The organism is Acaryochloris sp. CCMEE 5410 (genome assembly GCF_000238775.2).
Classification (GTDB): Bacteria; Cyanobacteriota; Cyanobacteriia; order Thermosynechococcales; family Thermosynechococcaceae; genus Acaryochloris.
Genome location: NZ_AFEJ02000001.1, coordinates 4,287,490 through 4,303,238 on the forward strand (window position 1 = coordinate 4,287,490; position 15,749 = coordinate 4,303,238).

The window sequence follows — 15,749 nt, forward strand, 5'->3', positions numbered from 1 at the left end:
TTCGATACAAACGTACCCTAAAATTGTTGATTCTATTCGCGCTGGGCGTGATTCTTAGAGGAGCTGTATGACTAACTCGATCTACACTCAACCCGCCTTTACTTTACCTGACTTAGTTGAAATTCAGCGGGAAAGTTTTCGTTCATTTTTGGAAGAAGGATTGATCGAGGAACTAGAAAGTTTCTCCCCCATCTCAGACTATACCGGCAAAATAGAGCTTCACTTTTTAGCCAAAAACTATAAGCTCAAACGCCCCAAATATGATGTAGACGAGGCCAAGCGGCGGGATAGCACCTATGGTGTGCAGATGTACGTTCCGACTCGTTTAATCAACAAAGAAACGGGTGAAATTAAAGAACAAGAGGTCTTTATTGGTGACCTGCCTCTGATGACGGAGCGAGGCACCTTTATTATAAATGGTGCTGAGCGGGTTATTGTTAACCAAATCGTTCGTAGTCCTGGGGTTTACTACAAATCTGAAACGGATAAAAATGGGCGCCGGACTTACAACGCCAGCCTTATTCCTAACCGGGGTGCCTGGTTAAAATTTGAGACAGATAAAAATAGTTTGGTCTGGGTTCGCATTGATAAAACCCGTAAGCTATCGGCCCAAGTTCTACTCAAGGCTCTAGGTCTCAGCGATGGTGAAATTTTTGATCGCCTTCGCCACCCAGAATATTATCAAAAGACCATTGATAAGGAGGGTCAGTTTGGGGAAGAGGAAGCCCTTCTAGAACTTTACCGAAAACTGCGCCCCGGCGAACCTCCTACGGTCAGTGGGGGTACTCAGCTGCTAGAGTCCCGATTCTTTGACCCCAAGCGGTATGACTTAGGTCGAGTCGGTCGCTATAAACTAAACAAGAAACTTCGTCTCAATACCCCTGAGCCCACGCGGGTGTTGACGCCAGACGATATCTTAGCCGCCATCGATTACTTAATCAATTTGGAATTTGATATCGGCTCTGTGGATGACATCGACCACTTAGGGAATCGTCGGGTTCGCTCTGTGGGCGAACTGTTGCAGAATCAAGTTCGTGTTGGTCTCAACCGCCTCGAGCGGATCATCAAAGAGCGGATGACGGTGTCTGACGTGGAGTCTTTGACCCCTGCATCTTTGGTCAATCCCAAACCACTGGTGGCGGCCATTAAAGAATTCTTTGGGTCCAGCCAACTGTCTCAGTTTATGGATCAGACGAATCCTCTGGCAGAGCTGACCCACAAGCGTCGACTAAGTGCCCTCGGCCCAGGAGGATTGACCCGGGAACGTGCAGGCTTTGCGGTTCGTGATATTCACCCCAGTCACTATGGCCGAATTTGCCCGATTGAGACTCCTGAAGGTCCTAACGCGGGTCTGATTGGTTCTTTGGCCACCCATGCTCGGGTGAATCCTTATGGATTTATCGAAACCCCCTTCTATCCAGTTGAGCATGGTCGAGTTCTTAAAGAACAGGCTCCGCAGTATATGACTGCCGATGAAGAAGATGATTTGCGGGTTGCACCTGGGGATATCCCCATGGATGCAGAGGGATATATCCAAGGTGAGATTGTGCCTGTGCGCTATCGTCAGGACTTTACCACCACATCCCCTGAAGAGGTAGACTATGTGGCGGTCTCTCCCGTGCAAATTATTTCGGTGGCAACCTCTCTGATTCCGTTTCTTGAGCATGATGATGCTAACCGTGCCTTGATGGGATCGAACATGCAGCGACAGGCCGTGCCTTTGCTACAGCCGGAGCGCCCTTTGGTGGGTACCGGGCTAGAAGCTCAGGCAGCTCGCGACTCAGGGATGGTGATTATCAGCCAGACTGATGGTGAAGTCACCTATGTCTCTGCGGATTCCATTCGCATTCGAGACCTGGAGGGGAATGAAAACGAGTATTTAATCCAAAAATATCAGCGCTCTAACCAGGATACTTGCTTAAACCAACGCCCCATTGTGTTTGTGGGCGATCAGGTTCGAGAAGGTCAAATTATTGCAGATGGCTCGGCAACAGAAGGTGGGGAATTGGCATTGGGCCAGAATATCCTCGTGGTCTATATGCCCTGGGAAGGCTACAACTATGAAGATGCCATCCTCGTGAGTGAGCGGTTGGTGCGTGATGATGTGTATACCTCCATCCACATCGAGAAATTTGAAATTGAAGCCCGGCAAACCAAGCTAGGCCCAGAAGAAATTACCCGAGAAATTCCCAACGTGGGTGAAGATTCTCTCCGGCAACTGGATGAGAACGGCATTATTCGGATTGGTGCTTGGGTCGAAGCAGGCGACATTTTGGTGGGTAAAGTCACGCCCAAGGGTGAATCGGATCAGCCTCCTGAAGAAAAGTTACTGCGAGCCATCTTTGGTGAAAAAGCCAGAGATGTGCGAGATAACTCCCTAAGAGTACCCAACGGTGAAAAAGGCCGGGTGGTCGATGTCCGGGTCTTTACCCGTGAGCAAGGAGATGAACTTCCACCTGGGGCCAATATGGTGGTTCGCGTTTACGTTGCCCAGAAACGCAAACTGCAGGTGGGTGACAAGATGGCCGGTCGTCACGGCAACAAAGGGATTATCTCCCGTATCTTGCCGATTGAAGATATGCCGTATCTCGCGGATGGAACTCCGGTTGACCTCGTGTTGAATCCCCTGGGGGTTCCCTCTCGAATGAATGTGGGCCAAGTCTTTGAATGTCTCCTAGGTTGGGCGGGGCAAAATCTAAATACCCGCTTCAAACTGACTCCCTTTGATGAAATGCATGGAGAAGAGGCATCTCGAAGTACGGTTCACGGCAAGCTAGAGGAAGCTCAACAGAAAACTGGCAAAGATTGGCTTTATGACCCTGAAAAACCAGGCAAACTGCAGGTGTTTGATGGGCGAACCGGGGAACCCTTTGACCAACCGGTCACGGTGGGTAAAGCCTATATGTTGAAGCTGGTTCACTTGGTGGATGACAAGATTCACGCTCGGTCGACGGGTCCATACTCCTTGGTGACTCAGCAGCCTTTGGGGGGTAAAGCCCAGCAGGGTGGACAGCGATTTGGAGAAATGGAAGTGTGGGCCTTGGAAGCCTTTGGGGCAGCCTATACCTTGCAAGAACTCCTAACGGTCAAATCCGACGATATGCAAGGGCGGAATGAAGCGCTGAATGCCATTGTGAAAGGCCAGGCGATTCCCCGACCGGGTACACCTGAATCCTTCAAGGTGTTGATGCGAGAGCTGCAATCTCTGTGTTTAGATATCGCGGTTCACAAAATCGAAACGGAAGATGATGGTGGTAGCCGGGATATGGAAGTCGATTTGATGGCTGATGTTAGCCACAAGCGCACTCCCTCCCGTCCCACCTATGAATCGTTCTCCAGGATTGATATGGAAGAAGGGGAAAGTTAATTGTCTGCCGGACAGTAGGGTTGAACGGATGATCCCTTCAACCCAATTCATTTCGAAGCATATTTAGCAAGGAACAAGAGGAAGCTAATCGCGATGCCAAAGCTCGAACAACGATTTGACTATGTCAAAATTGGGCTAGCCTCTCCGGAACGGATCCGGCAGTGGGGGGAGCGTACCTTACCCAATAACCAAGTGGTCGGTGAAGTCACCAAACCAGAAACCATCAACTACCGAACTTTAAAACCGGAGATGGATGGTCTGTTTTGTGAGCGGATCTTTGGTCCTGCCAAGGATTGGGAATGTCACTGTGGCAAATATAAGCGGGTTCGGCACCGAGGTATCGTCTGTGAGCGCTGTGGCGTCGAGGTGACTGAGTCGCGGGTGCGACGACATCGTATGGGCTATATCAAATTAGCTGCTCCCGTGACCCACGTTTGGTACTTGAAAGGTATTCCGAGCTATATGGCTACGTTGCTGGACATGCCCCTGCGGGATGTAGAGCAGATTGTTTATTTCAATGCCTATGTGGTTTTGGACCCAGGCAACGCAGATACCTTGTCCTATAAGCAACTACTAACGGAAGATCAGTGGATCGAAATTGAAGATCAAATCTATAGCGAGGATTCTCAGCTAGAAGGGATTGAAGTCGGCATTGGTGCTGAGGCTGTGCAAAGACTGCTCCAGGACATCCAGCTTGAAACAGAAGCTGAAACCCTGAGAGAGGACATTGGCAACGCTAAGGGCCAGAAAAGAGCCAAGCTGATTAAGCGATTGCGGGTCATCGATAACTTTGTAGGAACGGGCTCTCAAACCGATTGGATGGTTCTGAGCGTGATCCCAGTTATTCCACCGGATTTGAGGCCAATGGTGCAGTTGGATGGTGGACGATTTGCCACCTCTGACCTCAATGATCTGTACCGTCGAGTGATTAATCGCAATAATCGCCTCGCTCGATTGCAAGAGATTTTAGCTCCAGAGATTATCGTTCGAAATGAGAAACGGATGTTGCAAGAGGCGGTGGATGCCTTGATCGACAACGGCCGCCGAGGTCGAACTGTGGTGGGAGCGAATAACCGTCCCTTAAAATCCTTGTCTGACATCATTGAAGGAAAGCAAGGTCGTTTCCGGCAGAACCTTCTGGGTAAACGGGTTGACTATTCCGGTCGTTCTGTGATCGTCGTGGGTCCCAAGCTGAAGATGCACCAGTGCGGCTTGCCCAAAGAGATGGCGATTGAACTCTTTCAACCCTTTGTTATTCACCGTTTGATTGGCCAAGGTCTAGTGAATAACATCAAAGCGGCTAAGCGCCTAATCCAGCGTAATGATCCCGTCATTTGGGATGTGTTGGAAGAAGTGATTGAAGGGCATCCAGTGATGCTCAACCGAGCGCCGACCTTGCACCGATTGGGAATTCAAGCGTTTGAACCTATCTTGGTGGATGGTCGAGCCATTCAACTTCATCCTTTGGTTTGCCCGGCCTTTAACGCCGACTTTGACGGGGACCAAATGGCGGTGCACGTTCCCCTTTCAATTGAAGCTCAGTCTGAAGCCCGTCTTCTGATGTTGGCCTCAAATAATATTCTGTCGCCAGCCACAGGGCGTCCCATTGTTACGCCTAGTCAGGACATGGTGTTGGGAGCTTACTATCTGACCGCAGATAATCCAGGTCGGCAAAATGGGGCAGGTAAGTATTTTGCGAGTTTAGACGATGCCATTATGGCCTATGAGCAGCAGCAAGTTGACTTACATGCCTATGTGTGGGTGCGGTTTGATGGACCAGTAGATGATGGCGAGGACGACATTGAGCCTGAGGTAGAAACCTCTGCGGATGGCGTTGTCACTCAAACTTACCCCTCTCGTCGAATTCGTAAGGATGCAGACGGGACATTAATTTCACAATATATTCGCACAACCCCTGGTCGCATTATTTACAACAAAACCATCCAGGATTCATTGGCTAGCTAAGTTGGAGAAGCAGATTATGGCAGAACATTCCACCCATTCCCCTCGCGAGGCGACTCCACCAGCCTTTTGCAACAAAATTGTGAATAAAGGTCAGCTGAAGTCACTGGTTCACTGGGCATTTACCCACTATGGAACCGCTCGGACCGCTGAAATGGCGGATCATTTGAAAGATCTAGGATTTCGATATGCGACGAAGGCCGGGGTTTCCATTAGTGTGGATGACCTTCAAGTTCCTCCCAGTAAGCGTCAGCTGCTAGAAACGGCTGAAGAAGAAATTCGGGTAACTGAAGATCGCTATACGCGCGGTGAAATCACGGAAGTTGAGCGTTTTCAGAAAGTTATTGATACTTGGAACGGGACGAGTGAGGAACTCAAAGACGAAGTGGTACGCCATTTTCGCTCCAATAATCCCCTGAACTCGGTCTATATGATGGCCTTTTCTGGGGCAAGAGGTAACTTGTCTCAGGTTCGTCAGCTCGTTGGTATGCGAGGACTGATGGCGGATCCTCAAGGAGAAATCATTGACTTACCGATTAAGACTAACTTCCGGGAAGGCTTAACGGTTACGGAATATATTATTTCCTCGTACGGTGCCCGTAAAGGTCTGGTTGATACCGCTCTGAGAACAGCTGACTCCGGGTACCTTACCCGCCGCTTGGTAGACGTCTCTCAGGACGTGATTATTCGGGAACTCGATTGTGGAACCCAGCGAGGGATTCCAGTGCAGAGTATGACCGATGGCGATCGCGTTTTGATCCCTTTAGCCAATCGATTGTTAGGGCGTGTTGTTCTGGAAGAAGTGGTTCACCCTGAGACGGGAGAAGTGATTCTGCCCAAAAATGAGGCTGTTTCTGAGTCCATTGCGAAAGAGATTGCAAAGGCTGGCGTGGAAGAAGTCATTGTTCGCTCTCCCCTAACCTGTGAAGCTGCTCGTTCGGTTTGTCAACATTGCTATGGCTGGAGCCTGGCCCATGCCCACCTTGTAGATACTGGGGAAGCTGTTGGTATTATTGCAGCCCAATCCATCGGTGAGCCTGGAACACAGCTAACGATGAGAACCTTCCACACAGGTGGGGTGTTCACCGGAGAAGTGGCTCGCCAAATCCGTGCGCCATTTAACGGCAAAATCAAGTTCCCTAAAAAGATGCGGAGCCGTCCCTTCAGAACTCGCCATGGGGAAGATGCATTGACGGCTGAGGTGAGCACGAGTTTGACGTTAGAAGGAGACGGTCAAACTGAAACTTTTGAAATCACCCAAAACTCGACGCTCTTGGTCAAGGATGGCCAAGCGGTGAAAATGGGGCAGATGTTGGCTGAAGTGGCAGCTGCAGGTCGGAATGTTCGCAAAACCACTGAAAAAGCGACAAAAGACGTGGCCTCTGATCTGGCTGGAGAGGTGCAATTCTCGAACCTCGTGCCTGAAGAAAAACATGACCGCCAAGGCAATACAACCCGCATTGCGCCTCGTGGTGGCTTGATTTGGGTCTTGTCGGGGGAAGTCTATAACTTACCGCCAGGTGCTGAGCCGACTGTTAAAAATGAGGACTACATTGAAGGAGAAGATGTCTTAGCCGAGACTAAACTCGTGACTGAGCATGGTGGCGTTGTTCGTCTGCCAGTACAGGAGGAAGGCAAAGGAGGTCGAGAAGTTGAAATTATTACGGCTTCTGTTTTGCTGGATCAAGCTAAAGTCTGGCTGGAAAGTCTCCAAGGCCGTGACCAGTATGTGATTGAAGCCCAGAAGAAGCAGCGCTTTTTATTGAAAGCGGCTCCAGGGACGAAAGTCATTAATGGTCAAGTGGTTGCTGAGCTGATCGATGATCACTACCGTACCAAGACTGGTGGCATCCTGAAATATGCTGGCGTTGAAGTTACTAAAAAAGGCAAAGCCAAGCAGGGGTATGAAGTGACCCAGGGTGGAACATTACTCTGGATTGCAGAAGAATCCCATGAGGTGAATAAAGATATTTCTTTACTGTTGGTTGAAGATGGCCAATATGTTGAAGCTGGTACAGAAGTCGTCAAAGATATCTTTTGCCAAAGTAATGGGGTCGTGGAAGTTACCCAGAAAAACGATATTTTGCGAGAAGTGTTGGTCAAACCTGGGGATCTACATCTGGTAGACGATCCAGAAGCAGTCAAGGGTAAAGATCAATCTCTGTTAAATCCTGGGGAAGAGTTGTTACCTGGATTAGGCACGGATGAACTGCGGTACATCGAATGTGTTACCACTCCGGAAGGTGAGGCGGTTCTCCTTAGGCCTGTCACTGAGTTTCCGGTGCCGGATCAACCGTCGGTTCCGTCCCAAGAGTCCATTAATGAGGCCGGTCGGGCGATTTGTTTGAAGGCCGTGCAGCGTCTTCCCTACAAAGATGGTGAACGGGTGAAGTCTGTTGAAGGGGTGGATTTACTCCGGACGCAATTAGTACTGGAAATTGATACGGATGCGCCGCAAATTGCAGCTGATATTGAGATTTTGCCTGATGAAAAGGATGAAGAAGTCTCTCGTTTACAGCTGGTGATTTTAGAAACCCTAGTCATTCGTCGGGATGTTTCTGCGGATCAAACCCAAGGAAGTACCAAAACACGGCTCTTGGTGGAAGAGGGGCAGCAAATTGATCCGGGTGCTGTGGTGGCGCGGACTGAAATTAAGGCGAAGCAAGGCGGTAAAGTCCGAGGTATTCGCAGTGGGAACGAGGCAACTCGCCGGATTCTCTTGATGACAGATGATGATCTGATCACGATTGAGACGCAAGGCAAAGCCACGTCTGCTGCTGAGGGAGAACTCCTGAGAGCAGGGGATGAAGTCGCTGCTGGCGTGACGGTGGCCGAGTCTTGTCAAGTCATTAAAGTTGAAGATAGCCAGGTAACGTTACGGATTGCTCGCCCTTACTTGGTCTCTCCCGGAGCGGTCTTACAAATTGATGACCAGGATCTGGTCCAGCGAGGTGATAATTTAGCGCTGTTGGTGTTTGAGCGCACGAAGACAGGAGATATTATCCAGGGTCTACCTCGAATTGAAGAGTTGCTAGAAGCTCGCAAACCTAAGGAGATGTGTACCCTGGCGCAACGCTCGGGAACGTGCCAGGTGATTTACAACGATGATGACAGTATCGAAGTCAAGATTGTTGAGCAGGATGGGACCATTACTGACTATCCCATTGGACCTGGGCAAAACCCCATTGTTTTGGATGGTCAGACGGTTGAGGCGGGCGAAGCGGTGACCGATGGTCCGCTGAACCCCCATGACATTCTGGAAATTTATTTCCGATTCCACCGGGAGACGAAAGGGGTTTATGAATCTGCGTTGCTGAGTTTGCAAAAGGTCCAAAATTTCCTAGTTAATGGTGTGCAGTCAGTGTATCAATCTCAAGGGATTGATATTGCGGATAAACATATTGAAGTGGTGGTCCGTCAGATGACCTCTAAGGTCCGAATCGATGATGGGGGTGATACCACGATGCTGCCAGGAGAGCTAATTGATCTGTACCAAGTGGAACAGGTGAATGCAGCCATGTCGATTACGGGTGGTGCTCCGGCTGAATATACGCCTGTGTTATTGGGGATTACCAAAGCATCCTTGAACACGGATAGCTTTATCTCAGCTGCGAGTTTCCAAGAAACCACTCGAGTTCTAACTGAAGCTGCGATTCAGGGTAAATCTGATTGGTTGCGTGGTTTGAAAGAGAATGTGATTATTGGACGTCTCATTCCTGCGGGTACAGGTTTTAATTCCTATGATGACGGTGGTTTAGGGGAACCGGATCCTTCCTTTGAAGGCATGCCCTTTACGGATGATGATGATGTGATTGATGACCGCACAGCGCGGAATTACAACATCAATGATGTTAAACCGTTCTCTGGCGAACGGCCCGCTTATGATCCCAGCAAGCCTGGTGAACAGCAGCGGTCTATGCTTGGTATTGATCCTGCGGCAGTCGGGGATGATACCTTGATTGACGATCAAGTGGCTGAGAAGCTGAATGCCAATCTGGAAGGCGACCAGTAATCAGTAACAGAAGGGGCTCAACTTGAGCCCCTTCTCTTTAGGTTGATGTGCAGACTTTCGTTGAGAGAGCGAATATCTGATCGTCGAGAAGGCATGAGGTAAACACCATGCGGGCTAGAATTCGCGATACTGAACTTTACTTTGATGTGGAAGGTTCTGAACTTGCGATCGCAACCTCCCAAATTCAGATCAAACCCGTATTCTTTGTCATTCATGGTGGACCAGGAGTCGATCATACGACCTGTCGTCCCGTCTTATCTCCACTCAGTGAAATCGCTCAACTGATCTATTTTGACCATCGTGGGCATGGTCGCTCGGCACGAAGTAATCCTGAGACCTATACTCTGGACAATAATGTTGAAGATCTGGAGGCACTGCGCCAGCATTTAGGGCTAGAGCAAATTGGATTGCTTGGGTTTTCCTATGGTGGGATGGTGGCCCTTGCCTATGCTAGCCGCTACCCCACCTATGTATCTCAGTTGATTCCCGTTGTTACCGCTGCTGATGCTCGATTTTTGGCCTTAGCCCAGGCGAAGCTGGCTAAAGACGGCACTCCTGAACAGCAAGCGATTGCCCAACTGTTATGGGATGGCAAGTTTGAATCTGAACAGCAACTTCAGGACTATTTTCAGCTGTTAGGGCCGCTCTATTCTCTAACCTTCGACCTCGAAAAGTCGATGAAGGCTTGGCGTCGAGTGATTTTTAATCCTGAAGCCATCAATCAAGCTTTTGGAGGCTTTTTAAGGACCTATGATATTCGAGCGGAATTGCCTCAAATCACTGCGCCAACCCTAGTGATCGGGGCTGAGCAAGACTGGATTTGCCCACCCCAATTTTCGGAAGAAATTGCTCAAGCTATTCCGAAGGCCAAGTTAGATATTATTCCTAACTCTGGCCATTCGGTTCGAGCAGATGCACCTGAAAGATTGCTCGAACTCATTTCAAATTTTTTGAAGTAGTTGCCAGTCTATGAACAATCAGCTGCTCCAATGCTGTTGTTAAAATCTGAGTCTATCGAGAAAGAATTTTAATTGGTTATGGGTAGCTGGGCGATTGCATCGGTATAGACAAGATTAATCCCACCACAGGGGGCGTAGCTAATGGATCGGGGATGCCTTAGACTTCGGAATGGTTACCCCTGGGAATAGGGAGTCAAACCGTTGATTGACCCAGGCAAGCCGCAGCATGAGTAGATGATTGAAACCATCCTCACTCCAGCGCATACCAACCCCCTTAAAGCGCTGTTGAATCAGCCACTTACAAGCACTTTCGACCATTCCTGACCCCAGCGGTATCTGTAGTTGTTCAAAGTGGCGATATTGGATGTGTCGCAGATGGCGCTGGAAATAAGCCTGTACCTGGAGCAACGTCGTAAAAGATTTGCCCGTAAACAATTGTGAGTGAATCAACATCGTCAAGGACCGCAATACTAATAGGTGTTGCCCATGTCGCAATTGGTGTCGCCAGCGCCGAAACCAGGCTTGGGCTTGAGCAGAGCGAGCATCCCCAAACATCGCTTTTGTTGCTCGTGCAAGATGGCCTGCTGCATGAAAGAAATCGAGAACTGCCACAGCACAGTGAGAGAACAAGGTGCGGTAGACTCGCCAGAAGCCTCGCCCCCATCACTCAACCAGATGACGCTTGGGGCCGATTCAAAGTCTTGTTTGCGGGCTTCGAGGTGCAGTAAGGGGATGAACTGGTCGATATCGCCCAATACTGCCACCAGTCTTCGACGTAGTAGTTGGGGGACACGCTTTTGTGCTCGGGTGCCCCGTGTTCCTAGGCGGGCTAAGATAGCAACTTTGACTTCTCGCCACTGGATTTTTCCCTTGGGGTTTTCGGGGTGGGGCGAAAGGGCACCATCACACCGTCAGCAGCAATGGCCAAAGGTAGAACAGACAACACCTCTGAAATCGCTTCACAAGGAGTCTGGTCACCTGAGGCTTGAGCTTTGAGTTGAGTCTCTAGCTCCTGATAAGCTTTGTTGCCCATGACTTGCACCCAACTCCACAAGCTTGATGAGCTGACGGATAAACCACTCCACTGACTCAGCATCCAACTGGCCAGTTCATAGGGCATAAATAGACTTAACAAGCAGCCTAGACGAACCAATTCTTCACTGCTGTGCTGATAGGAGGTAATCCCAATGGATTGATCCAAAGGAGCGGATAGACTACCTGGACACCTGTGGGGACAACGACCCACCCGTCGCTTTCAGGCAATATTTCCCACCAGTGTCTGCATCTGACGAGATTCCCATCCCTTCGAGTGCAAGCGGGTTCCGCAAGTGGGACACCTCGGCCATTCCAATACTGTTTTGCTCGCCGTGAGAGTTCATCCTCCAGAAGCCAGCGAGCCAAAACAAACCCATTTGCAGAACGATATAAACCATCTGACTCAGGCTGGGTGCTTCTTTGAGTGCTTCGACCTGTTCTAGAAATTCGTGATGCTCTAGTACGGTTGGCAATTGCGATGTTAGGCTCATGACAAGTTTTTGATTCGGGTACAGGATCTATTGTCCTTGACCCGTTTTTCTTTGAGCCATACATCCCCGATTCTGTGCTTACGCCCCACCACAGGTGTATCAAATTATCTCTCAGTAATGGTGCCAAAAGAGCCTGGCCCTCTTCTAACTCAGATACATATCTTTCTAAACCTGCCTTGATGGCATTCTGACGGCGAAAGAGAGCTTCAATCTCTAACACTTCTTTTTCAGTCACTTGATGTTTGAATTTCAGCTTGAGTCCTGCAGCATCGGTAAACCAGGCTTGGCATGGACAGATATGCTCTATCTTTTTGACATTCTCCATAACCAAGGCAATTACAGCGTCAGCATTAAACCCGTAGCTCATCGCACCATGTGAACCAACTTGAAACACTTTAATAATGCTGCTAATGGGGGTATCAACAGGAACAGAGTAAATTTTATAGGCGGGATCCTTATCTAATAATCCGAAGAACGAAATTCTTGACGAGCTATATAATTCTGGCGGATCGCCATATATTAAGTCTTGATTATTGAGATCATCAACAACCCAATTTTCGGGAAGATTAGCGGGCTTGAAAGGCATGGCACTATGGAGTTTGATTAAGAACCCAACTCCATAGTGTCATGAATAATAGAAGATCTGGCCATGACTAAAGAGCTTTAAAGTATTCAGGAATTACAAGTTTTTGTAATCGTCCTGTACCGCTATTTTCGAGTTGCTTGTCAGCTCACTATATTGGTGATTCAAGAGGGAGTGTTGGTCGGAGATTACAGGTTCTTTGATTCCAAAAATAAGCACCCACCCCAGTCAGAAGGTTAGACAGGCCCGTGGCGATAAAAATGCCTTGAATACCAAAGAAGTGTGACCCTAAATAGGCCATCGGGATATAGAGCACAAACATTCTGATGGCCGTCATGACCACGGAAGGAATGGGTTTACCTAAGGCATTAAAGGTCGCGCTCGAAACTTGAATAATTCCTGCTGGAGCATAGGTAATGGGCACGATGAGGAGATATAGAGCTGCGATCTCAACCACCTCAGGGTTGCCATTAAACGAACTCACCAATTGCTTGCCGGTGGCTGCCAATAGCACCGCCATCAACATGCCCCAAAATAGACAAAACTGGAAGCTGACTTTGAGGGATTGCTGCACCCGACCATAAGCTTTTGCCCCCCAGTTCTGCCCTACAAAAGGCCCCATACTCGCCGCCAGGGCAAATAGCGTGATTAGGGCAAAAGACTCCACTCGCGATGCTACCCCAAAGGCGGCAACGGCTTCTTCTCCATAAAAAGCCAGGAGACTGGTGATTATGCCCACAGAAATAGGCGTAATCATACTGGTCATGGCTGCTGGCAAACCAATACGGAGGATATCCAACCAGCACCTCAGCATCTCCGATAGCTTAGGGCGTTGAAAGCAGAGCAGATGCTCTTTGAAATGGAGAACAACGAGAGAGGCGATAAAAGTGAGGGCGCGGGCAATCACCGTTGCGATGGCTGCACCTTGTAGCTCTAAGCGCGGTAAGCCCGCTAGACCTAGGATAAACAGGGGATCCAAGGCAATATTAATCCCAGCGGCAACGGTCATAATGATGCTGGGGGTAGCCGTATTCCCGGCTGCACGGATGGCGCTGTTCCCCACCATCGGCACCACCAAGAAAATCATGCCTAGATACCAAATCTGCATATAGTCCCGCACCAAGGGAAGAACATCTGCCGTTGCTCCCAAGGCCGTGAAGAGTGGATCAATCGTCAATAGACCCACCACAATAAAAACACCAACAATAGCCAGAGCCAACGTCAAACTGTTGGTGGTAAAGCGCTGTACTCGGGTTTGATCGCCTTCACCAATCGCTCGGGCAATAATTGAAGCCGCACCCGTTCCCAATCCCATGGCTAAGCTACCAAAGGTAGTGACCACCGGAAAGGTAAAACTCATGGCTGCCAGCTCTTGAGTCCCGAGCTGACCCACAAAATAGGTGTCTGCTAAATTGAAGGCAACAATCGCAAAAATCCCCCACACCAGCGGCAAGGTAAGTTTGATCAATTGGGTACTAACATTGCCTTCCGTTAATCGCTGTCTCACGGTTTTTAGGGGAGTAGGTTGGGGCATTTAGATCCAACAACGATGCCCAGCTTTGGGTACAATCTTACTCAACATCGTTGCATTTCTTTACAAATCTTAAAGCATTTTGCCCACTTACCGCACAGCGACTGCGCCGCAATAACGACAGATAGACTGTGCACCTATTAATTCAATAGGTGCGTTAATCCATATATTAGGTGTGAAAACGTTTAGGCAGGGCTATCTGTTGTTAGCTCCGGCGGTGTAGTGCGTCGCTGCAGCACGATAATGTTTGACCCCACCACAGGCTCTCTAGCTAAGAGCTGGTCCGTTTGATCGCGAATTTCTAGCTTGGGAAAATCTAGTTTGCGGCTCCGTTCCAGGGCATCTGTTCCCAACTGATTTTGTTCAGAACGAGACAATTCAAACCAGCGATCGCTCACCTTAATCACTAACCGCTCATCTTGGAAATTCGCTTGAACAGACTGAACAATATCTTGAGAATATTGATCAAACACTTGGGCGACCTGAGACTGTACCTCAATAATTTGTTTCCGCGCTGGTTCAGGCGGGGGAGGCGGCTCTTCGACGGGAGCCTCTGTAACAGGTGTCGAAGGCGGTGAGACCGGGGTAGGTTGAGCAACAGGAGCAGGCGCTTTCGCGACCGGAGCAGGGTCTGGCGGTTGCTGAACGGTGGGTTGACTCGGTGGGATCAGGGATGAAAATAGCCAATAGATTAGGGTTGCAATGCTGAGAATAACAACCGTTAGAAACCGATCTGAGAATGACTTTAATCCATTTGGAAAGCGACCCCGCAGAATTTTCAGTCCTATCCCCCAGATAGGCTTAATCACCACATTGCCGAGGGTCACAATGATGTTGTTCCATAACCAGCTAATGACTTTAACACCTGGCTCTATTTTGCTGTAAAACGAGGTTTTCTTGACCTGATTGCCGATGGCAGAGAGGATCGATCCCAGTACCTTGCCTACGGTACCTACAATTTGGGTCAGAACAGCTTCAATGGGAGAATCGCCGATAACCTCGCCCTCAGAAGATTCGGTCTTGGACTTGACGCCCTTGGCGGCTGTGGATTTTGGCCCTTTGCCAGGTTGAGGTCTCGCTGATTTGAGCTTGTCAGCCTTCGGCTTGCCAGCTCGATCGGCCGCAGCAGAGATAGGCTCCTTTTTCTCTTCAGACTGGGAGGAAGACTTGGAGGCCGATTTGGATGACTCTGAGGGAAGATCCGTAGGCTTTGCTTTGGCAGATGAGTCAAAAGTCGTAGCGGTTGACTCTGCCTTAGGGGGAATATTGGTGGTGGCTTTTTCAGAATCAGAAGCGTCGGGTTTTTCAAGGTTAGCTTGGGGTTCCTTGATATCTGCTTCTGATTCTGCAGGGGTAGGTTGCTCTTCTGGCATAGGTTTAGAACAAAAGACAGAATTGGGCTTATTCTCAAAACGTAAGCAGGCTACCGCTGCTCAGCCCTAATCTATCATCAAACCGGGATGCCAAGTGGCCCATTCAAGTAACGAATGACTAACGAATGGGCGATACCAAGCGGTGAAGAAACAGAGATTCTATTTCGTTTGCTACGGCTGTACTTAAGACAGCGTGGCAGCAAAGGCACAAAGACCAACCACTAGAAGAACACCACCGACTGTCAACGCCATATTCAGTGTTTTCTTTTTATCGGATGCAGGCTCGGCTGCATAGGATTTGGGCTCGACGGCAAAATTATTGACGAGACCCCGGTCTTCAGTGGTATAAGGCATAGTTAAAGAAAGTTCATTAAGTTTCACAAATTATAGCAGACCGTATCCGGCATCAAATGTCTGTGGTGACAGCCTTTTCATC

Annotated in this window: 7 protein-coding genes and 1 pseudogene; 4 read left to right on the plus strand and 4 right to left on the minus strand. The window is 49.2% G+C overall.

All coding sequences use genetic code 11. The features are described 5' to 3' along the window. The first annotated feature begins 67 nt into the window (after positions 1-67). The 4 genes from rpoB to ON05_RS19760 all read left to right on the plus strand — a co-directional run bounded on the left by rpoB (position 68) and on the right by ON05_RS19760 (position 10,300). Entirely contained in the window at positions 68-3,367 is a 3,300-nt protein-coding gene (rpoB, locus tag ON05_RS19745; RefSeq protein ID WP_262562005.1) for a DNA-directed RNA polymerase subunit beta, read from the plus strand. A 93-nt stretch (positions 3,368-3,460) separates the two neighbouring features. Then, on the plus strand, positions 3,461-5,332 hold the full coding sequence (locus ON05_RS19750; RefSeq protein WP_010473550.1) for a DNA-directed RNA polymerase subunit gamma: 1,872 nt from the start codon (positions 3,461-3,463) through the stop codon (positions 5,330-5,332). 16 nt (positions 5,333-5,348) lie between these two features. Continuing rightward, positions 5,349-9,341, plus strand: a complete 3,993-nt coding sequence (locus ON05_RS19755) for a DNA-directed RNA polymerase subunit beta' (RefSeq protein ID WP_010473548.1) — start codon at positions 5,349-5,351, stop codon at positions 9,339-9,341. 107 nt (positions 9,342-9,448) lie between these two features. Continuing rightward, positions 9,449-10,300 carry an alpha/beta fold hydrolase gene (locus tag ON05_RS19760; protein WP_010473547.1) on the plus strand — a complete coding sequence of 284 codons (852 nt, stop codon included), beginning with the start codon at positions 9,449-9,451 and terminating at the stop codon, positions 10,298-10,300. Positions 10,301-10,438: 138 nt separating this feature from the next. Here the strand turns inward: ON05_RS19760 and ON05_RS38630 are convergent. The 4 genes and pseudogenes from ON05_RS38630 to psb34 form a co-directional block, all read right to left on the minus strand. Next, a pseudogene (locus tag ON05_RS38630) lies at positions 10,439-11,826 on the minus strand (ISKra4 family transposase). Positions 11,827-12,560: 734 nt separating this feature from the next. Beyond that, positions 12,561-13,943, minus strand: a complete 1,383-nt coding sequence (locus ON05_RS19785) for an MATE family efflux transporter (RefSeq protein WP_010469544.1) — start codon at positions 13,941-13,943, stop codon at positions 12,561-12,563. Positions 13,944-14,125: 182 nt separating this feature from the next. Continuing rightward, positions 14,126-15,313 carry a hypothetical protein gene (locus ON05_RS19790; protein ID WP_010469545.1) on the minus strand — a complete coding sequence of 396 codons (1,188 nt, stop codon included), beginning with the start codon at positions 15,311-15,313 and terminating at the stop codon, positions 14,126-14,128. Positions 15,314-15,496: 183 nt separating this feature from the next. Further along, positions 15,497-15,667, minus strand: coding sequence for a photosystem II assembly protein Psb34 (gene psb34, locus ON05_RS19795; protein WP_010469546.1), 171 nt, complete (start codon positions 15,665-15,667; stop codon positions 15,497-15,499). Positions 15,668-15,749 lie beyond the last annotated feature (82 nt).

Bases quoted from the DNA above. Each gene is read 5' to 3' on its own strand.
- ON05_RS19760 (WP_010473547.1), top strand. From the start codon at position 9,449: ATGCGGGCTAGAATTCGCGATACTGAACTTTACTTTGATGTGGAAGGT.
- ON05_RS19790 (WP_010469545.1), bottom strand. From the start codon at position 15,313: ATGCCAGAAGAGCAACCTACCCCTGCAGAATCAGAAGCAGATATCAAG.
- ON05_RS19750 (WP_010473550.1), top strand. From the start codon at position 3,461: ATGCCAAAGCTCGAACAACGATTTGACTATGTCAAAATTGGGCTAGCC.
- psb34 (WP_010469546.1), bottom strand. From the start codon at position 15,667: ATGCCTTATACCACTGAAGACCGGGGTCTCGTCAATAATTTTGCCGTC.
- ON05_RS19785 (WP_010469544.1), bottom strand. From the start codon at position 13,943: ATGCCCCAACCTACTCCCCTAAAAACCGTGAGACAGCGATTAACGGAA.
- ON05_RS19755 (WP_010473548.1), top strand. From the start codon at position 5,349: ATGGCAGAACATTCCACCCATTCCCCTCGCGAGGCGACTCCACCAGCC.
- rpoB (WP_262562005.1), top strand. From the start codon at position 68: ATGACTAACTCGATCTACACTCAACCCGCCTTTACTTTACCTGACTTA.